Origin of the sequence: Mesorhizobium sp. M7A.F.Ca.CA.002.04.1.1 (genome assembly GCF_004022805.1) — a bacterium.
In the GTDB taxonomy this organism is placed as follows: domain Bacteria; phylum Pseudomonadota; class Alphaproteobacteria; order Rhizobiales; family Rhizobiaceae; genus Mesorhizobium; species Mesorhizobium ciceri.
This window is the reverse complement of sequence record NZ_RZPL01000006.1, coordinates 1-19745: the sequence shown is the minus strand read 5'-3', so window position 1 is coordinate 19745 and position 19745 is coordinate 1. Positions and strand designations below refer to the sequence as shown.

General features: G+C 58.9%; 15 protein-coding genes and 3 pseudogenes. 1 reads left to right on the top strand and 17 read right to left on the bottom strand.

The window, feature by feature from the left end; translation table 11 throughout:
• Positions 1–116: 116 nt before the first annotated feature.
• The 14 genes and pseudogenes from ENZ75_RS00775 to queC all read right to left on the bottom strand — a co-directional run bounded on the left by ENZ75_RS00775 (position 117) and on the right by queC (position 14711).
• Positions 117–989: a universal stress protein gene (locus ENZ75_RS00775; protein ID WP_063169369.1), complete on the bottom strand. Its 873-nt coding sequence runs from the start codon at positions 987–989 to the stop codon at positions 117–119.
• Between the two features lie 95 nt (positions 990–1084).
• A complete protein-coding gene (locus ENZ75_RS00770; RefSeq protein WP_224571202.1) occupies positions 1085–1789 on the bottom strand; it encodes a response regulator transcription factor in 705 nt (234 codons plus the stop codon).
• A gap of 107 nt (positions 1790–1896) precedes the next feature.
• Positions 1897–2376 (bottom strand): NifX-associated nitrogen fixation protein, encoded by a 480-nt coding sequence (locus ENZ75_RS00765; protein ID WP_024505267.1) that lies wholly within the window; start codon positions 2374–2376, stop codon positions 1897–1899.
• A 16-nt stretch (positions 2377–2392) separates the two neighbouring features.
• Entirely contained in the window at positions 2393–2890 is a 498-nt protein-coding gene (gene nifX, locus ENZ75_RS00760) for a nitrogen fixation protein NifX (RefSeq protein ID WP_063169371.1), read from the bottom strand.
• Positions 2887–4239, bottom strand: a complete 1353-nt coding sequence (gene nifN / locus ENZ75_RS00755; RefSeq protein ID WP_024505265.1) for a nitrogenase iron-molybdenum cofactor biosynthesis protein NifN — start codon at positions 4237–4239, stop codon at positions 2887–2889. The genes nifX and nifN overlap by 4 nt, the downstream gene beginning before the upstream one ends.
• A gap of 8 nt (positions 4240–4247) precedes the next feature.
• Positions 4248–5732: a nitrogenase iron-molybdenum cofactor biosynthesis protein NifE gene (nifE, locus tag ENZ75_RS00750; RefSeq protein WP_024505264.1), complete on the bottom strand. Its 1485-nt coding sequence runs from the start codon at positions 5730–5732 to the stop codon at positions 4248–4250.
• A gap of 61 nt (positions 5733–5793) precedes the next feature.
• Positions 5794–7335: a nitrogenase molybdenum-iron protein subunit beta gene (gene nifK, locus ENZ75_RS00745; protein WP_024505263.1), complete on the bottom strand. Its 1542-nt coding sequence runs from the start codon at positions 7333–7335 to the stop codon at positions 5794–5796.
• Positions 7336–7464: 129 nt separating this feature from the next.
• A complete protein-coding gene (gene nifD / locus ENZ75_RS00740; RefSeq protein WP_024505262.1) occupies positions 7465–8967 on the bottom strand; it encodes a nitrogenase molybdenum-iron protein alpha chain in 1503 nt (500 codons plus the stop codon).
• Between the two features lie 87 nt (positions 8968–9054).
• Positions 9055–9948 (bottom strand): nitrogenase iron protein, encoded by an 894-nt coding sequence (gene nifH / locus ENZ75_RS00735; RefSeq protein WP_024505261.1) that lies wholly within the window; start codon positions 9946–9948, stop codon positions 9055–9057.
• A gap of 1097 nt (positions 9949–11045) precedes the next feature.
• Positions 11046–11242 (bottom strand): annotated as a pseudogene (locus tag ENZ75_RS34875) (7-carboxy-7-deazaguanine synthase QueE); the annotation flags it as partial.
• 160 nt (positions 11243–11402) lie between these two features.
• Positions 11403–12155 (bottom strand): carbonic anhydrase, encoded by a 753-nt coding sequence (locus ENZ75_RS00720; RefSeq protein WP_063169372.1) that lies wholly within the window; start codon positions 12153–12155, stop codon positions 11403–11405.
• Between the two features lie 770 nt (positions 12156–12925).
• Positions 12926–13651: a 7-carboxy-7-deazaguanine synthase QueE gene (gene queE, locus ENZ75_RS00715; protein ID WP_164548811.1), complete on the bottom strand. Its 726-nt coding sequence runs from the start codon at positions 13649–13651 to the stop codon at positions 12926–12928.
• Between the two features lie 5 nt (positions 13652–13656).
• Positions 13657–14013 carry a 6-carboxytetrahydropterin synthase QueD gene (queD, locus tag ENZ75_RS00710; protein WP_063169374.1) on the bottom strand — a complete coding sequence of 119 codons (357 nt, stop codon included), beginning with the start codon at positions 14011–14013 and terminating at the stop codon, positions 13657–13659.
• The gene (gene queC / locus ENZ75_RS00705; RefSeq protein WP_063170389.1) at positions 14013–14711 is read right to left on the bottom strand and encodes a 7-cyano-7-deazaguanine synthase QueC; all 699 of its coding nucleotides are present in this window, start codon (positions 14709–14711) and stop codon (positions 14013–14015) included. The genes queD and queC overlap by 1 nt, the downstream gene beginning before the upstream one ends.
• A 369-nt stretch (positions 14712–15080) precedes the next feature.
• Here queC and ENZ75_RS00700 point away from each other — a divergent pair.
• A pseudogene (locus ENZ75_RS00700) lies at positions 15081–15222 on the top strand (transposase); the annotation flags it as partial.
• On the opposite strand, the pseudogene ENZ75_RS00695 reads toward ENZ75_RS00700, so the two are convergent.
• From ENZ75_RS00695 to hisC, 3 genes and pseudogenes are all read right to left on the bottom strand, one after another.
• A pseudogene (locus ENZ75_RS00695) lies at positions 15217–16419 on the bottom strand (IS3 family transposase). The pseudogenes ENZ75_RS00700 and ENZ75_RS00695 sit on opposite strands and share 6 nt — an antisense overlap.
• A gap of 254 nt (positions 16420–16673) precedes the next feature.
• Positions 16674–17708, bottom strand: a complete 1035-nt coding sequence (locus tag ENZ75_RS00690; protein ID WP_063169375.1) for an LLM class flavin-dependent oxidoreductase — start codon at positions 17706–17708, stop codon at positions 16674–16676.
• 71 nt (positions 17709–17779) lie between these two features.
• Positions 17780–18910, bottom strand: a complete 1131-nt coding sequence (hisC, locus tag ENZ75_RS00685; protein WP_063169376.1) for a histidinol-phosphate transaminase — start codon at positions 18908–18910, stop codon at positions 17780–17782.
• Between the last annotated feature and the right edge of the window lie 835 nt (positions 18911–19745).

The window sequence follows — 19745 nt, the reverse complement described above, 5'->3', positions numbered from 1 at the left end:
AAGCGTCGCAAGATGTTCGCGGATCCAGCCATGTCTCCGCAATCCGACCGGTAACCGACGACGACTTCGGACTGGTTGGCGGTCCTACGACCTGATCGGTGTTCCTACGGAGCTGATCAGCGAGCCAAAAACAGCGGCAATGTGGTCTTCCCAAAGCTCCAGCTCGGCGGACCGCCGAAAATCCGCTCACGCAGCCCACGGCTGCCATAAGCACCCATAACCATCATGTCAGCACAGATGTCGTTCGCGTGCTGGGTCAGCACTGTGCCCGCCGATTTGCCGGCGCTCTTAAGCAGGTCAACGGAGACCCGAGCACCGTGCCGAGTAAGATAGGCAGCGATGTCAGCTCCAGACTGCGCGCCTTTCCCGTTGTTTTGCGCCTTTGGATCGACCATAGCGACACAGACTTCCTTGGCAGCGGATAGGATACTAAGAGCTTCCCGAACCGCACGCGAGGCCTCTACACGCGAATCCCAGCCGACCAGCACGCGTCGAGGCGACAGCGTCGCCTTAACGCCCTTCGGCACGATGAGCACCGGCTTTCCGCTATCGAACAAGCAGCCGTTGACAACAGGAGGTCCGAGAGTCTCATCGTTGAGGAGGTCTCCTCCAACGATCGTCAGGTCAGCGCAGAGCGCCCGCTGTCGTGCCACTTCACCGAGGCTAGCCGGATCGCAATAGTCGGTGTCAACGTCACAGGAAAGCGACATAGCTTTCAGCCTTTTGAGGATATCCGCGGACCGTCTTTCCATTCTGGTCACGTCCTGTGAAAATTTCTCGATTTGCTGAAATCGATAGTTCGGTACTGCAATTGCCTGTGCACGTCCTGTATTCCATTCGGGGGGCGGAGACGACATCAAGAGCAATGGAGGCGGTATAATGAGTACCGATAGGTGCGCGCCGACCTCGGCACACAGTCCGGCAGCTGTTGTGAGGTCCTCATCAGAATGATCAGCACCCGTCACACTGAATATGCTTTTAAATTCCATTTGCCTGCTTCTCCTGGTCTTCGTTAGGAGCGCCTCAAAGCGGCAACACCGCTCTCAGGAGGAAGAGAGAGCGGCACCACGTTCGATCACCGATTTCAGTCGTCCGGCTTCTCGAGCGAGTAGCCGGCCGACCTGACGGTGCGAATGACGCTGCCGGGCAAGGCCGTTTTCAGCGCCCTCCTGATTCGGCTGATATGGACATCGACGGTGCGTGCACCGACATGAATGTTGGGCAGCCAGGCCGCCCCGATAAGCTCGTCCCGGCTGAAGACCTTGCCGGGGGCCTCAATCATAAGCCGCAGCACGTTGAAATCGATCCGTCCGAGATGGATGTCGTGGCCATTACCGCGAACCCGATGGGCATCGAGCTTCATCTCCAGGCCTCCACAACAAATCCAACTGTCGTTTTCAACCCCGTTCGGACCACGCTTGGTCAGCCCGAGCCTCGCCCGCAGGCAGTCGAGCAGCTTGGCCGGAGCCACCGGCCGCACAAAGCTCTCAACGCCTGCCTTCAAGAGATCGAGGTGCTGGTGCTCGGCGCCAGGCGCGATCAGGGCGATGATAGGCAGGTCGGTGGTGCGCGGTTCCCGCTTGAGGTGGGCGCAAATTGCGGACCCGTTTATGCTGGCTGGGTCGCAATCCAGCACTACGGCCTGAAGCTCCCGTTGTTCGGCCAAGGCCAGCGCAGCCTTCGCGCCGTCTGCCGTCTCACTGCTGAAACCGTCAACCTCCAGTATGTGGCTGTAGAGCAGATAGAACTCGGCATCTTGCGAGCAGATCAGGACCAGCGGCTTCTTCATCGGCGATACCCCAACAACCTGGTCGGCCTCGAGTCCCTGGATCGAGGGGACTGGCCAACATAGTTTCTCGGGTCCGTCATGATGGCCTTTCTCGAAAATCGCGCCCATCATGCCAGCGCCACGTGGGGAAAGGTTTCGATGACTGAAATCGCATCGTCGACCAGCTTCGTACCGGCCGTGGCGAGCTTCAGGAGCGTCTCGAAGCCAAACCGGTGGACATCGCGCAGCGTTTTGGACAAAACGACCAGCCGTCCGGTCGTGAAAAGCACCCGACCAAAACCCTCATGGCTCACCTGGATCATCGGCGATGCCATAAGGCCGCAGCGCTCCTCGATCGCAAGCCCGATGGCGGCGTAGTACTTGTCGAGCCTCCACAGCACGTCGGGATCGGGATCTCCGATGATTGGGATCCCTCGGCGCTGTTCCTTGGTAATGATGAAGTCGCCCAGCAGCTCAGCGTCCGCTTTGCGTTCCCACGAGCCATAGGAATCCTGAGAACGGATCAGCCGCACGAGGCATTTGACGAACGGGGTGCAAAGAGCCGCCTCGTCTTCGGCGACAGCTGGGGGGATTGCGGGGTCAGGCATTGGCGTCCTCCTCTTTTCAGTCCTCGTCCTCGAAGGACGGTTTCTTTTCGGCAATGCCCGCTCGCGCCAGCACCTTGCGCAGCCAAGGCGGAGGACACGTCCTGAGCATCATCTGCGTGCGCAAGAGCACCTGTGGGATCGATTGGGGCTCCGCCACTTTGATCGGGTGGATTTTTGCCGCGACAAGCTTGGCTGCCGAAGGGCCGCCAATTGCCAGACAAAACAGGATCTGACAGCCCTTGAGCGCATCCACCTTTGGCGTGATGCGATCATCGCGCTCGGCCCGATGCTCCCCGCTTTCATCGGACACGTCATCGAAGGCCACGGCTTCTACGAGATTCCATTCCTCGCGCGTCACGTCGTAGACAGCAAAGCGCCTGGCCGACCCGAAATGGGCGTTGAGGTCCTGCATGTCCTGAGTGGCGATCGCAACGCGCAATGCGCCCTTACGTCGTTCAGGCATCGGGGCGAAAACCTCACTACTGACCAGCGAGAGGCGGCGAACAGCGTTCATCGTGATATTTCTCGATTACGGAGTGGATCAAGCGCCTCAGGAGTGGGCGCGTGTTGGTTGGCCTGGAAGATGCTGGCGACCTCGAAGATCATGTCGCGGGTGCCCTGATAGAGAATTGCGAGCTTGTGCTGGCTGCCTAGTCGATCGAAGACCGGGAACCCGATGCGCATGAGCGGAATTCGGAGCCGCTCCGATGCTTGGCGCCCGTGCGAATGCGTGACAAGCAGGTCAGCACCGACGGCAAGACTTTCCAGATCGCCGAGATCGCCGATCTGAACCGAAACCGCCGGGACTTTCTCGAGAATTTTAGACCTGTCGGTCGTTGTGACGGCCGCGGCTATCTCGGAGCCGAGGCCAGCAAAGAAGGTCGCAAGTTGGAACAGCTGGTCTGGTTCGGCAGCGATGGCAATTTTCTTGCCGCCGAAATGGAAATGTCCGTCGAGCATCGCGTCCTGCAATTGCGCCCGGCGCCGGCGCACGCGGGCCGGTACCGCCGCGCCCGAAATCGCAGACAGCAGCGACACGAAGCGGTCCGTGTCCTGCAGCCCAGTCAGTGACTGGAACAACACGTAAGGCACGCCGGTCAACCCGTGCAGCGCTTTCGCCGGGCGGCGCATGTGCTCACCGATGGCGATGCATTGCATGGCCGTGCCCAACTCGCGAATGTCTTCGACGCTGGTGCCGCCGTATGTGGTCGCTACCCAGCGGTCAGGAACCGTACCGTCGAGCGAGCCTGAAATGTCGGGCAGAATAACCGGCTTGAGCCCAAAGCTTTCAACCATGTCACGCATATGCTCGATGTCGGCGACAGTGAGGTTGCATCCGGGCAGGATCGCGATCTTCTTCGGCTGCCGCGCACGTTCGCCCGAGCCTGTAATCCCTTTGATCATTGCGGTGACTGCCTTGGCCCAGCCCTCTTCGATCGCGCCGTCAAAATCCGGCGTGTTGGCCAGCACGACCTCCGTACCCGCAAGCTCTTGCGTGTGCTTCAGCTTGATGTTCGCAATATCACTCGCGCAATCTTCGCCACGCGTCTCCACCAGCGCGGTCGTGCACACCCCGATCAGCTTTGGCTTCGTGCGGTTCTTGAGGTTGAGGATGGCTTCTTCAAGATGGTCGGCAGCGCCGAGGATGGTCGCCACCTCATCCATCGCTGTTGTCTGCAATGGAATCGTTTCTTTGAAGTGCCGTACGAAGAGCACGAGCGCGAAGCTTGTGCATCCCTGGCTGCCGTGGAACAGCGGCATCGCGCCGTCGACCCCAAGAAAGGCAAAGGCGGCACCCAGCGGCTGCGACGACTTCAGCGGGTTCACCGCCGCGGATTTGGTCTGGGGAAGGATGCGGGCCATCGGTCGCCTCAACACTCGCTGAACTCGTGTGCCGTCGCGCCGGCGAATTCATCGAACAGGTGCCCGGACTCCTTCTTCGTGCATGGCAGTTCGTCTTTTAGATCAGGCTGGCAATCCCACGGGGCCGGCTGGCGCACCTGAGACCAGACCGGATTGTGAATGGCGAGGTCGATCTGGCGTACGAGTTCCACCATGCCGGCATAGCCGGCATAAGGGTGCTGGCGCTCCTGGTTGATATCGAGCCAGGGCGTCTTGGCCTTGAGCGCAATGAATTGCGTGCGACCGCCCGACAGCATGATATCGGCCCTGTGTTCAGAGAGCATGGCGTACAGCTCGCGCGCAGCCATGTATTCGAACATATGCTTGTCGTGCTTGAGAACTTGTTTGATGCGCTCCTTGTCCTGCACCGTAGATTTCTTGACCGAGGTGCCGACGATCTCGATTCCGATCTCCATCAGCGCACGGACAACCGACCAGGACTTCACACCGCCTGTGTTGAGCAGCACGCGCTTGCCTTGGAGCCTTTGCCGGTAGGATTCGAGTTTCTTCCACGCGATCGCCTCCTGCTGCGCGATCAGCGTCTCCGTGCGCTCGAGGATCTCCGGATCGGCGCCCTTCCTCACCAGCAGCCTGACAAGGTTGCGAAGAGCTTGCGATGTGTCGGAGATGCCATAGAAGGAGCCCTCGAAGAACGGGATGTCCCAGCGCTCCTCCATCTTGCGGGCAAGACTGATCAGCGCGGTCGAGCACACGATCATTGCCGCCCGGGCGCGGTGCGCGGAAGCAATGTCGCGGTAACGCGCATCGCCGGGAATGCAGGCGCGCACCCGGATGCCGAGCCGATCGAGGAGCGGCTTTACAAGCCAGAATTCGCCCGAGAGGTTGAATTCGCCAAGGATGTTGATGTCGTAGGGCCCGGGGTCGTCGGGTTCGACCGTGCCGATGACATGATCGAGCAACGCCTCGGCGGCGAGCTTGTTGCCGAGGTTCTTGGAGCCTGCCAGGCCAGGCGCATTGATCGGCACCACGGCCAAACCGAACTTTTCCGTGGCGCGTTTGCACACGGCCTCGATGTCGTCACCGATCAGCGCCGTTACGCAAGTTGAGTAGACGAAGATCGCCGGCGGCGCGTATGTGTGCTTGATCTCGCGGATCGCCTTGAAGAGTTTCCGCTCGCCCTGCCCCATCACCAGGTCGAGTTCGGTGAGGTCGGTCGTGAAGCTTGTCCGCCACAAGGTCGGCCCTGACGAAACCGCACCACGGTTGTCCCAAGAATTGCCCTCGCAGGCGAGCGGCGCATGGACCAGATGCGCAACGTCGGTGATCGGCTGCAGGACGATCTTGGCTCCGTCAAAGGCGCAGCCGCCGGCTGCCGCCCCTGGTGTCAGCGACTTCGAGCAGCCCTCCTTGCGCGCCTTGGCATCTTTGCCACGGTTCTTATCGCAGGCGGGCTCATCGAAGGCGTCCTTGATTTTGGCGCTGAGGGAGGACATCGCTCAGCCTCCCCAGTCCATTGGGCAAGGAATGGCCTCGGCGAAAAGCCGGCCACGGCTCTTAGCGCGTGAGGTCATAGGAATAATCCGTCACACCCGTCTCGCTCGTCTCGCGATCGAGTTTGTCGAAGATCTTGTCGAGGATCGTCGTCAGCACGCGCAACGCGCCCTGGTAGCCAAAGAGCGCAAAGCGGTGATGATGGTGCCGATCGAAGATCGGAAACATCAGCCGGATCAGCGGCGTTCCGGTGTCGCGCTCCAGGTACTTGCCGTAGGAATTGCCGATCAAAAGGTCCACCGGCTCGGTAAAGAGCAGCGAGCGCAGCGCCCACAGGTCCTTGCCCGCCCAAACCTGGGCAGCCTTGCCGAAAGGCGAGGATGCTAGCAGCTTCTTCAAATCGGCTTCCCATGCCGAGGTGCCATTGGTGGCGAGGCAATGGGTTGGCTCGCCGCCGGTCTCCATGACAAAGCGGGCCATTGCGTGAACGAAGTCGGGATCACCGTAGATGGCGTATTTCTTACCATGCAGCCAGGATTGGCTGTCCGCCATGGCGTCTACCAGTCGGCCGCGCTCGAGGCGAATTGCCTCGGGAATCTCCTTGCCGGAAATCGCCGCGACCTCCATCAGGAATTCGTCCGTCGCCTGAACGCCGAGCGGATAGTGGAACGAGGCCGTCGCCTGCCCGACCTCCTCGCAATAGCCCAGTGTCTTTCGGGTGTTGTGATGCTGCAGCGAAAGCGTTGCCTCGGCGTTGAGGGCCTTCTTCACCTCGTTGATCTTCGTGCCCCCGTCATACATGCGGTATTCACCGTCCGAAGGCGTATCGAACTGGTCAGAGGCATCCTGGATCAATGTATAGGACACGCCCATTACATCGAGCAGGCGCTTGAGCTCCCGGTTGTTGCCGACGCAGAAGCCGTCGAAGCCCGGAATGATGTTGATGGTTCCTTCGATTTGCGTACGCTCCTGACCTTTCCAGAAGTGCTCCAAAATGCCTTTGACCATGTTGTCATAGCCGTCGACATGACTGCCAACGAAGGCCGGGGTGTGGGCAAAGGGCACGTCGAAGTCGCGCGGGACTGAATCTTCGTCCTTGGCGTTCTGGATGAAGCTGTGCAGGTCGTCGCCAATGACCTCTGCCATACAGGTCGTCGACACGGCAATCATCTTGGGGTCGTAGAGCTGGTAGGTGTTGGCGAGCCCGTCGACCATGTTCTTCAGGCCGCCAAACACCGCCGCATCCTCGGTCATTGAGGAGGAGACCGCCGCGGCAGGCTCCTTGAAATGGCGCGACAGGTGCGAGCGGTAATAGGCGACGCAACCTTGGCTGCCGTGGACGAAGGACATGGTTCGCTCGAAGCCGGCGGCAGCGAATACCGCACCCAGCGGCTGGCAGGCCTTGGCCGGGTTCACGACAAGCGCTTTGCGGGCGAGGTTCTTTTCGCGGTATTCCCACGTCTGGGTGAAATCGCGCTGATCGGAAACGATTTCATCGGGGTGCGGACATTCGAAGTTTAGCTTCTTCTCAGCGAGCATCTTTCTGTATTCCGGCTCGCGGAACAGGGGAGCGTGATCGAGAATTTTTTCAGCCGACTGCGGCATGATGATTACCTCTTTTGCATCTGGCTGCGCGGGACGGCAGCTCAGGACGTCAAGACGTTCCAGGCTCCGGCGGATCAGAGGCCGCGGGAGTTCACCGTCTCAGTGGGAGACTGGGGCTGAAGCAAATGTTTATTCGGCAGCCATCGCCCGCTCATCGCCCCGGCTTCTTTTCCAAGGCGCGTGGAATAGGTCCCAGACCGGGTTGTTAATGGCGAGATCCACATCACGTGCGAAAATGGCAAAGCCGTCGTAGCCGTGATACGGGCCTGAATAATCCCAGGAATGCATCTGGCGGAACGGTATGCCCATCTTCTGCACCGGGTATTTTTCTTTGATTCCCGAGCCGACCAGATTTGGGCGAATCCCTTCGATGAATTTCTCCAACTCATAGCCGGTCACGTCATCGTAGATCAGCGTGCCGTTCTTCACGTAGTGGCCGGTGCGCTGATAGTCGTCGCTGTGGGCGAATTCATAGCCGGTGCCCACGATGACCATGCCGAGGTCCTCGTAGGCCGTGACGACGTGGCGGGGGCGCAGGCCGCCGACATAGAGCATCACGGTATTTCCTTCCAGGCGCGACAGGTACTTGGCGATGACCGCATCAACAAGCGGCCTGTACTTGGCAATGACCTTTTCGGTCTTCTCCTCGATTTCCGGCCCAAAATGCTTGGCTATGTTGCGCAGAGAGGCTTCGATCTGGGAGGGACCGAAGAAATTGTACTCCATCCAGGCGACGCCATACTTTTCCTCCATATGCCGACAGATGTAATTCATCGACCGGTAGCAGTGGATAAGATTGAGCTTAGCCTTCGGGGCGCGCTCGATCTCTGCGAGTGTGGCGTCACCCGACCAGTTGCCAACCACGCGCAGCCCTATCTCCTCAAGCAGTATGCGCGAGGCCCAGGCATCGCCGCCGATATTGTAGTCGCCGATGACGTTGACGTCGTAGGGGCCGGCCTCGAACTTGACATCCTTTTTGTCGAAGACCCAATCCCGGATTGCATCATTGGCGATGTGGTGGCCAAGCGACTGCGAGACGCCGCGGAAGCCCTCGCAGCGTACCGGCACGATCGTCTTGTCATACTCCTTGGTCTTTTTGCGAGAAACGGCCTCGGTGTCATCGCCAATCAGGCCGATAGGGCATTCGGACTGCACGGTGATGCCGTTGTTGAGCGGAAACAAGACTTCAATCTCGTCAATGATCTGTTCCAGCTTCTTGTCGCCGCCGAAGACGATGTCCTTCTCCTGGAAATCGGAGGTGAACTGCATTGTCCCGAACGTGTCGACGCCCGTTGTACCGACGTAGTAGTTGCGGCGCTGCGACCAAGAATATTGGCCGCAGCCGACCGGGCCGTGCGAGATATGGACCATATCCTTGACTGGCCCCCACACCACGCCTTTCGAACCAGCATATGCACAGCCGCGAATCGTCATCACCCCGGGAATGGACTTGATGTTCGATTTGACGTCGCATTCGGAAAGGACCTCGCTTTCCCCGCCAGCCTCGTTGCCGCTCTTTGCGACGTTGAGGTGCTTCTTGCGGCGCTTCGCCGCCTTGTCGGGATAATGCGACAGCACCTCTTCGATAAGCTTCGCATGAAGAGCACCGTCATTCTCGTATTCCCGGCTCATGAGTCCCCCTTTCAAGGTTGGGTGACGCCTCAAAGAATAGGCGCCGTTCTCTGCAAGGCGCGCCGATTCATGGCAGCGCTAATGTCACTACTGGGCCGCCGCCTTCGCCGCTTCCTTGGAGTGAAGCTCGGCAAGCATCTGCTCGTCGGTCTTCATGATGCCGAAGTCGAGCAGCATCTCCTCCAGCTCCTCCATGGTGATCGGCGTCGGGATCGTACCCTGGCCCGAATTGGCGTGGATCTTCTCGGCCAGAGCGCGGTATTCCCCTGCCTGCTTTGAGTCCGGCGCGTACTGGATCACCGACATCTTCCTGAGTTCGGCATGTTGGACGATGTTGTCGCGGGGCACGAAGTGGATGAGCTTGGAATTCAATCGGCCAGCCAGTGCTTCGGCCAGATCGAGTTCGCGGTCGGTTTGACGTTCATTGCAGATCAGCCCGCCCAGCCGCACACCGCCCGAATGGGCATATTTGAGGATGCCCTTGGCGATGTTGTTGGCGGCATAGAGCGCCATCATCTCGCCGGACATGACGATATAGATCTCCTGGGCCTTGCCTTCGCGGATCGGCATGGCGAAGCCGCCGCATACCACGTCGCCGAGGACGTCATAGGAGACATAATCGACATCGTCATAAGCGCCATTCTCCTCGAGGAAATTGATCGAGGTGATGACGCCGCGGCCGGCGCAACCGACACCCGGCTCGGGGCCGCCGGACTCCACGCACTTGATGCCTCTGTAGCCCACCTTGAGCACGTCCTGGAGTTCGAGGTCTTCCACCGAGCCTTCCTGTGCGGCGAGATCCAGGACGGTATCCTGAGCTTTCGAATTCAGGATCAAGCGTGTGGAATCGGCTTTGGGGTCGCATCCTACGATGAGGATTCTCTGCCCGAGGTCGACAAGGGCAGCGAGCGTATTTTGGGACGTGGTGGACTTGCCGATGCCGCCTTTTCCGTAAAAGGCGATCTGACGCAGACCTGACATAATAGCTTTCCTTCCTTCGTTCTAATTATCGCGACTGCCCGCGACACAAGTGCCGATAGGCAGCTCGTGCCGCCTCACACCAAGCATCGCAAAAAGCGTACCAGCGTGATCGGCCGATCCCAGAAGAAACTTTGTCATTAAATTCCAGCCGCTTAGACGGCGGCAAAACGCGCGAACGGGCCTTTCAGGCGTCTGTCACGGACACGACAAAGCCGACACAGATTGTCGTGCGCCATCCAAACCGCCGTGTGTCGAGCTCGAAGCGGGAGAATGGGGAAGTTAGCCCAAAGCTGATGGCGAGACCATCGGAAGACATCGGCTCTTGTCTTTCCAGCCTGCCATTGATCGGGCGGTCGCTGGATGAGCAGGAGCCTGGGGCTTGACCGCGGCGCGGGTAGTTCAGGCAGGCTTACAGAGCGGGAACGCCGGCGGCCGATAGACATCCGCGCTTAACCTTTCATAGCCCGTCTACAAGTTGGTTCCGCCGACGCGCTATATGGAAGCCAAATAATTCAGTAGCTTAGCCGAGAGCATTGATTTTTTCAGAAAGATACGTGTTATACGCGTATGAACCGCCGAACCCATGGTCGGCGCCCTCATGCGCGTGAGACCCCGTTGTGGGCGAGGCTCGCGACTGGCTGCACGATCCTAGCCGGCCTGCTTGCCATTGAGTTTGGTCCCGCCGCGGTAGGCTGCGGCATCAAGGGCAACATCAGCTACAACACTGGCAAGAAGATTATCACGTTCTTGGACAGGAATCTTACTGGGAGACACGCATCAACCTATTGAAGGGCGAGCGGTGGTTTTGTTCAGAGGAAGCTGCACGAAAGGCGGGCGGGCGGGCTTCGAGAGGTTAGTGTCGCGGCAGCTTGCAGATCTGCCCACGGGGCCGCCACGATCGCAAAGTGTGTACAAAAGCGCCCTCTCTGCCGAACTGAACAGTGCTCACGGCCATAGCCTCGGATGAGCCCGACTGGCTTGACCTCTGCATGATGAGAGCAGCTTTTACACCAGGTGCGCAGCACATGTCTTTAACGAACGCATCGTCTTCAAGAATATAGAGAGCAATTCGGAAAACCGAGTAGTTGGCGGCGAAGCTAGGAGAAGGTATACACTACCCTCTTGTTACCCCAGAGTAGAACGTGCAGCTGCGGCAAGACGCGGGCTTCGAACCACCTGTCGCTGGTCACCTTTTCTACCAGCGGTTCCATGCGCATCATATTCCGTCGGACTCGACAGAGACGTCTTCATTACCACGGCGGGGCGGCGTGTGATTGCCGGGTTGCAGACAAACCTCGCCGCGACGTATTTGGGACGAGTGGTGTCGGCACCGAATCCCTATCATTTAGACTAGCCAGCTTGGGGAGCGCCGTCAGACCGCCAGACCGGAAGAGGAGGCTTCGCGCCAACTTGTGCCAAGAATGTTGGACCGTGCGGAACCGCTGGGGCGGCGCTCAACTCTGGCGCAGGATGAAGCGTCGATTGGGTGAATGAATAGGGCGCGCGTTCGACGGGTAGAGTGAGGCAAATCGCTGGATGTCTGCCGGATCAACGTCAACCGGTTCCATCGCCACCATCCACTCGACGTTTTCGGTGCACGGCGGCGTCGTCAGTGAGCCCTCATAAGTCCAATAGCCAAGCGAGGCTGGCAGAAGCCAGTTGGGATTCACCTCGTCGATCGTCACCTCCCCATTCGGCAGTTCGGGAAAGGCCGCAGCAAGGGCAGCAAAGCTGGCATTTGTCGCGCCGGGCGTTAAAAAGACGCCCAGCACGCCCAGAGTACCACTTTGCGTGTCCTTGTGAACGAAATGCACCTCCATCGGGAAGCTCTTGCCCGCCACGTGATGTTCGCTTGGCGCATGGAAATGGAACTGTACCAGTTCGTAGACACGATCGCCGCGGGTCAGCGTGCTGCCTTGTGGCATATTGATTTGAATGGTGTGGCCGTTGTTCACCATATTGCCGCCGCCCTTGTGCCAGCCGATGGCGATATGCGGGATATCCGCCTTGACCGCGCTGTTGATATTGATCGGCGATTGCTGCGTGCCGGCAGAGCATACGAAATTTTCCTTATCCAGATCAGCCCAGTGCTCCGGTCCGACCGGACCGGTGTACCCCCAATGGGCACTGGTCGCTTGGGCGGCTTGAACGCAAATCCGGCATGCGCCGAGCGCAACCAACCCTTTGATCAGGTGACGACGATACATATTACTTTTGCTCCTCTTGCGAACTGATGTTGGTGGCTGCCCTAATGGACGCGTGATGGCCAATCGGCGCGGCCAGTATTGTCCTTTGCAACTGATAGATGCCCGCACGCCTTGGCGTGCTTTCATAAGTGCGGCTGCCGTTTCTCGGCTGGCCGGCTTCTGCAGCCCGCAACGGGGGCAGTTTCAACCAGCTAAACGATAAAAAATTTTAGCAGACCAGCGCTTGACCCCCGCCGCAAAGGCACAGGCGAAGGTGATCACTGCGCGGCTGCCGTTCGCGCCGGAGGCCGCATCGCTATACTTTACACTCGCTGCCCAAGGAGACGCAGGCGACCCCAATACGTTTTCATCGCTACTCCCGACGCAGCCGACCCACGCCACGAAAACGTTGCTATATTTCACGTTGGGCCAATGAGGAAATCGATCTTCTTTATGGAAGGCATTTGCGCAATGGATGCATTCCCATGCTGACAGTCGTGCGTCAGGCCGGACAATGAGATACATCGATAAGAGCTGGACAAGGATGAGGGGATGACGTGCTTGCGACGGAGCAGGTGGGGCGAGAAGGCCAGTTCTTGCGGATTTCAACTTTGCGTGACGACAGCTCATCGGAGTCAAGGTGACACACGCCGGCAGCGGGGTGTCCGGGCGGTTTCCAGCCGCACAATCGCGAGACCGCTGACGCGAACAAAGCTCGGCTGTACTCGGCACGCGAAGAGAGCCTGCCAAGCCGTTGGAGCCCGGCCTTCCGGTGCGACGCAAGCCACAGACTAGACCGCCCTCTTGTTACCCCAAAGCAGAACGTGCAGCTGCGGCAACACGCGGGCTTCGAACCACCTGTCGCTAGTCACCCTTTCGACAAGCCATTCCATTCGCATCATTATTCCGTCCAAGTCGACAGAGGCGTCTTCACTGCCAGGGAGCGGCGGCGTGTGATTGCCGGGTTGCAGATAGATCGGAAGGTGCGGATATCTCGCCGCGACTTCTTTGGCGTAGGCATAGTCACTCTCGTCGAAAACGACGAGCTTGAGCACGATTTGCGGCTTCTCTTGCGCCGCTTCGAGGCATGCATCAAACGCAGCCCAACGGGTCGTCATCTCGCTGGACGGCGGCTTTGGGCTAAGGGTCAGCACGTCAAGATCCGCAAACCACTCCCTCACCACGGAACCCTGCGTTTCCAGTGCAAAACGATAGCCCTCGCGATGGCCTCGTTCTATGAGGGGACCGAACGGCTGAATGGCCGGGTTGCCGCCTGACAAGGAGACCATAACCGGCCTGCCGCCGGAAAGCGCATGGACGGTTTGCCACACGGCATCGATCGGCATCGGTAGCCATTCATGGCGATACTGATTGTCCACCGCGTGAAGGCTGTCGCACCATGAACAGCGATAATCACATCCGCCGGTTCTGATGAACACCGTCGGCAAGCCGATGAGCACGCCCTCGCCCTGGATAGTCGGCCCGAATATCTCGCTCACACGGATTGCGGGATGCATGTCGGTCACGGACGGTATTCCGCCCAAGTTTTCGGTGTTTCGCTAACGCGCACGGCCGCGGTCTGCGGCAGACGTGCCTTGCACCATTCATAGAAATGTCTGGCCAGGCATTCCGCCGTGACCTTCTCATGTCCCAGCACGTCGTTGAGGTGCCGATGGTCGAAGCTCTCGTCAATGTAGCGTTTGAGCGGCGCCAGATCGTGATAGTCGCGCACGAAGCCGTGGGCGTCCAGTTCCTTGGCCGACAGCTCCACTACGACGACATAGTTATGCCCGTGCAGGCGCGCGCATTGATGGTTGGGAGGCAAGGAGGTGAGCTGATGCGAGGCCGAGAAGTGGAATTCCTTGCTGATGTGGAACATTACGCGCGCCTCCTGCGCAGCGCCTCAAGCCAGAAATCGGCGTCCTCGTAGTCGGTGGGATCAGCGTGCCCGGCGAGATGGAACGCTTCGCGCCGCTCGACGCAGGTCCCGCATCGTCCGCAGTGACGCACGCCGCCCTTGTAACAGGACCAGGTCTCAGCAAACGGGGTGCCGTATCTTGCGCCATCCGCAACAATGTCAGCTTTTCCGAGATTCACATACGGTGCATAGAGGCGTATCTGCGCATAGCCGTCGAGCGCGCGGTCTTGCATTGTCTGGAAAGCTTCAATGAAGGCCGGACGGCAATCGGGATAGATGAAATGGTCCCCACCATGCACGGCCGCCGCCACCGCTTCGGCGCTGTGGGCGGCGGCGAGACCGAAGGCGATTGCCAACATGATGGCATTGCGGTTCGGCACCACCGTAATCTTCATCGTGTCTTCGGCGTAGTGGCCGTCCGGCACGTCGATACTGCTAGTCAGCGCTGAGCCGGAAAGGCCACGGCCAATTTCGCCGATGTCGATGATCTGGTGCGGGACCTTCAGTCGCTGCGCGCAAAGAGCGGCGAAGCCCAATTCCTTCCTGTGCCGTTGGCCATAGTCGAAAGATAGAAGGCCGGTGAGTTCGTGCTCCGCTGCCACCATGTGAGCAAGGGAAACGGAGTCCAATCCGCCAGAGCAGACGGCGAGAGTCTTCATCATTGGTATCCTTGTTTTGACCGGGTAAGGCTGCGACCGGAGATTTCTCTGCGCCCCCACTACTCCAGCGACTCAGTTTTGTGAACCGGGAGAATTTGCGCTCAGCCCGATTGGAACGGGAGTGCGTCGCGTCCAACACGCGTGATCAATAAAAGTTGAGCGCTTCAGCAGTTTGTTTCGCATCGCGCCAACTTTCGCAACCTGCTGTCCGATCGTCGACTTCGAGACAAGGTGATGTTCGGCCGACATCGGCTGACTCTTAATTAAGCCGCAGAACACATGTTGGCTTTCTGGCCTTCGCTTGTGCGGTTGGCGAGGGCGACATGGATGCCAGCAAATTTGACATTGGCGACATCCGCCTGGAGAACCCTGCGCGGCGCGATTGAGGCCGCAGGCGAGCCTGCTCTAACTGCCGCCCTACAGTCCCGACTTCAATCCGATTGAGAACGCCTTCGCCCAACCTAAGGCGCTGCTGCGAGCAAAGGCCGAGATAACCATCAAGGCTCTATGGGACTGACGTTGCCCCAGCAGTTTTGAGTTCGTTTCCGGCGTGGGTTGTGCCCTGCTGGGCGGGTGAAGCGACGGGCGCTGGCGCGGAGCCTTTGGCATAGCGCAGCGCGAGCGACCGTCGCGGATTGAAGGTGCTGGCGAACTTGGCCGGGGTCTGCCAGGGGGGAGTGCGGCCGCGCGGTGTTGTAGTCGGCGTGCCACAGGGCGATGGCTACGCGCGCCTGAGCCAGCGAGGTGAACAGCGTCTCGTTGAGCAGTTCATCGCGCAGTCGGCCGTTGAAGCTCTCGATGAAGCCATTCTGCATCGGCTTGCCGGGCGCAATGTAATGCCATTCGACGCGGTTCTGATCCGCCCAGGAGAGGATGGCGTTCGAGGTGAACTCGCTGCCATTGTCGCTGACGATCATCCTGGGCCGGCCCCGCTCGGTGATGAGCCGTCCAATTCGCGGGCAACCCGCATGCCCGAGAGAGACGTATCAACGATGAGTGCGAGGCACTCTCTCGTGCAGTCGTCGACGACGGCCAGGATGCGGAAGCGGCGCCCGTCGGTGAGCTGGTCCGATACGAAGTCGAGCGACCAGCGCTCGTCGGGCCTCAGCGGCACCAGCATCGGCGCCCTGGTCCCGATCGCCCGCTTGCGGCCGCCACGGCGGCGACGGCGAGCTTCTCCTCCCGATAGAGCCGGAACAGCTTCTTGTGGTTCACGACCAGGCCCTCCCGCCTCAGCATCACGAGAAGACGCCGGTAGCCGAACCGGCGACGCTCCTGCGCGATCGGCCTTCATCCGCTCGCGAACCTCGCGGTCGTCCGGCCTGCTGGTCTGGTAGCGAACCGTCATGCGGCAACAGCCGATGGCTTTACACGCCCGCCGTTCGCTCATCCCGAAGCCTTCCTTCAGGCGAGCGACAGCTTTCCGCTTGGCGGCGGGCGTCACCATTTCTTTCCCACAAGGTCCTTCAACGCGGCATTGTCGAGCATGGCGTCGGCCAAAAGCCGCTTCAGGCGCGTGTTCTCGTCCTCCAGCGCCTTCAGGTCGCCGAGCCTCGGTGACATCCATCCCGCCGAAGCGGGCCTTCCAATTGTAGATCGAGGCGTCGCTGACCCCGTGCTTGCGGCACAGATCGCCAACCGATACCCCGGCCTCGTGTTTCTTCAAAATTCCGATGATCTGCTCTTCAGAGAAGCGGCTGCGTTTCATGTCCTGGTCCTCTGGATGGGCCAGAACGAACTTCAAACCGGATTAGATCAGAGGGGCAAGGTCAGGACGCCTCGGCGCGGTCGTCGACCTCTTCACCCCAGCCGAATGTGCCAACTACTTCAAAGCCGCAGGATATGACCTGGATCAGATAGGACGTGCTCCAATGGTTTACACCTGACACAGGAGTCCGGCCCCCACAACCGTTTCGCAATGAGGAGCAGCGCTGCCGCTGCTCCTCCAATCACACGACGGATTCACGATGCGGCAACTCGAGCCATGATTTCGGATCCAATGGCCGATGCGGTGTATAGTGAGGCATCCAGCGGCAAATCCCCAAATGCCAGTTGACACAGAAGATAATTAGCACCTGCCTCTTCCAGCTGATCAAGGAGAGCTTTTCGGACAGAATCTGCCGTTCCCACGACGCACAATTCACTTTCAATTGCTGCATCGAAGTTCAAAGGCAAGTTTGGTGGAGTGGAAATGGCATTTAGTTCGTATAGAAATTTGAAGCTATTGAGCCATCGTTCATAGGCAGGTGCTGCGAGCAAATACGCATCTGTTTCAGAACGCCCTATCACCACCATTCGGAGCAATCCAAGAAATGGCGCTTGCTGGCCAATGTCAGCATCGTGAATTCGGGCGGCGCGGAACGCGTCGGTAACGCTGCGAACAGAAGTGGAAGGTCCGACGCAGGCGATGTTTGCCCCATTCGCAGCGGCCCAGCTAGCCGGCTCGGGTCGATTGGTGGCGATCCATGTCGGCGGACGGGGATATTGGTGAGGTCTCAACGTCAGCGGAACATCTTTCAACTCAAAGTGGCGGCCCTGATAAGAAAGCGTCCCGCCTTTCATCGCATTGATGAGAATCTCACTGGCCTCCGCATACTGTTCTGGTGCTGCTTCTACAGCAACCCCGAAGTATCCCAATTCAGTGGGAGCAGAGCCGCGCCCTATGCCGAGTTCAAGCCTGCCGCCGCTCAACTGATCAAGCATGCAGATCTCCTCGAAGGCACGCAGCGGATGATAGAGCGCAAGTAGCATTACCATGGGACCAACACGAAGACTGCGGGTTCGCTGGGCGACGCTCGCTAAGAACAAATTCGGTGATGGACCTCTGCCATGCGGCGTACAGTGGTGCTCGGCGAGATGATACGCATAAAAGCCATAGCCATCGCACGCTTCTGCTAGGCTCAGCCGATCTGCATATTGTTGTGCGATGTCATCGCCGTTTTCGTCCAGATGATCGAAGATGCCGAAGGTCAGGCCCGAAGCGGAAATTTTCTTCAATTAATTGTTCTCCAAATTACCTATATTTATTCGCTAATCATCATAGCTCACGACATATCATTACTTGATGCTTAATGTGAATCGACTTCATGCTTGTGAGCACCGCGATCCTTCTTAAAGTTCATACAGACGCGTTCGGCGGCAGCAAGGAATTTGTCCATCTGCTCTGTGGTGCCAATGCTGACGCGAATACAGTTCTTCAAATCTACGTCAGGAAAGCTGGCGATGAGGATCGCCTGCTCTTTCAACGCGGCTTGCCAGCATGAGCCCTCCTGTCCCGCCGGCACACGGGCTAGCAAAAAGTTTGCGTGGGAGGGTGTTACGGAAAAGCCAAGTTGCAACAGCGCCAGGGTCACTCGCTGTCGTTCATGCTTGATGTGCCTGTGGTTCTCTTCGTAGGCGTGGCGATGCGCAAGAATGCTTTTCCCGACCGCCTGCCCGATCACGTTCATGTTGAAGACATTCTGGATGTTGCGCAGCCTGCCAATGATTTCTGGGTGACCGAAACCGAAGCCGACTCGCACGCCAGCGGCAGCATAGCTCTTTGAAAAAGTCCTCAAGATCAAAAGATTCGGATGTCTATTGACGAGGCGCAGGGCATTGTCGGGTGCGAAGTCAACGTAGGCCTCATCCAAGACGACCAAGCGATCTGCTTGCTCCACAAGGCGTTCGATTTCGGCCACCGGCACGAATGTTCCGGTCGGATTGTTCGGATTAGCCAACAGAATGAACTTCGCGTCTTTTGCGGGGCCGGACAGCAGTTTTTCTATCGGCAGGGGATGAGCTTCGCTCGATGCGATTTCGAGAAACTCGGCACCCTGCAACATGGCAAGTTTACGGTTGAACGAAAATCCGGGCGACAGCATTGCCACTCTATCTCCTGGGGCGAGGAAAGCTCTGTAGATGAGTCCGAGCAGCTCCGACGAACCGTTGCCGGCAATCACCTGATCTTTGGAAAATCCGTAAGCATCGGAGGCAGCTGCCCTTAAGCTGAGATTGTCGTCTTCCGGATAAAGATACTGGTGTTCGATCGCAGCAATTGCACTTTGCATTACGCTCTTCGGCAACGGAAACGGGTTCTCGTTCGTATTTAGCTTAACGCAGTTTGCATCCGTCGCTGGTCCGTTGGACGAGAGAGCATCTAATTTGCTGGCCACCGGCGAAAAAAGCGAAAGCACGGTCTTCAGTTTTGCATCGCACATGTTCTTCTCCGTTTTTCAGTCCCGCAGGGCATGTGACATGAGGCAATCGTTGATCGTGACTTGATCGACGTTCGGCTATATCAGCGCTGCCTTCCCACCCTGGTGGGGATCGCCGACCACGGTTTGGATTTGACACCGGGAAGCTGTCGAGAACCTGATGACGACCCAACGTTTGGCCGACGGCCGATTCGGCGCAACAGACGGTGTTTCAACATCGCATCGTCCTCAAAGCCGCATGCAGGGCCTGCACGACAGCCCGTCTCCAGCGCCCGCAGATAGGTGGAAGCCGAAGTCTTGCCGAACCTCAGTTGCTCTGCCACCTTGGCCCACCGGACTGCCCTGTTTATGGGTCAGGCGCAGGATATCTCTGACGCTCGTTCGTCTTGCTTGCTTCCGTCTTGGCATGGGCTCTCTCGGTTTGCTGATGAGAGAGCCAAATACCGGCTCATCTGAGCATGAGACGCAGGCCTGACGATATGGAGCGTCGCTGGTGGCGCGCGTAGCCGAGAGGGTTCGCCTCGCTGGCGGGGCATGCAAGACGGCGCACCTCCTTAGCCATCCTGTCCCATCGTCTCAGATCGTGAGGCGCACCTTATAGTCGGTGAGGAGATCTTGCAGGGTCAGGTTACGCCCTAGCGCTTAAGGTTGTTGGTCGCACCGAGCAAGCGCGGGACCTGTCGACGGACAACAGCGGTGCCACTGCCGGCACTAGGTGTGAGCTTTCGAGAGGTTGTCCATTCGGACCGGACCGAGGAGACTGGAGTTACCACGCTTCAGCATCCATCGGAGGGTCCGAATGAACATCCACAAGAATGCCCGTCTCACACCGCTGCGT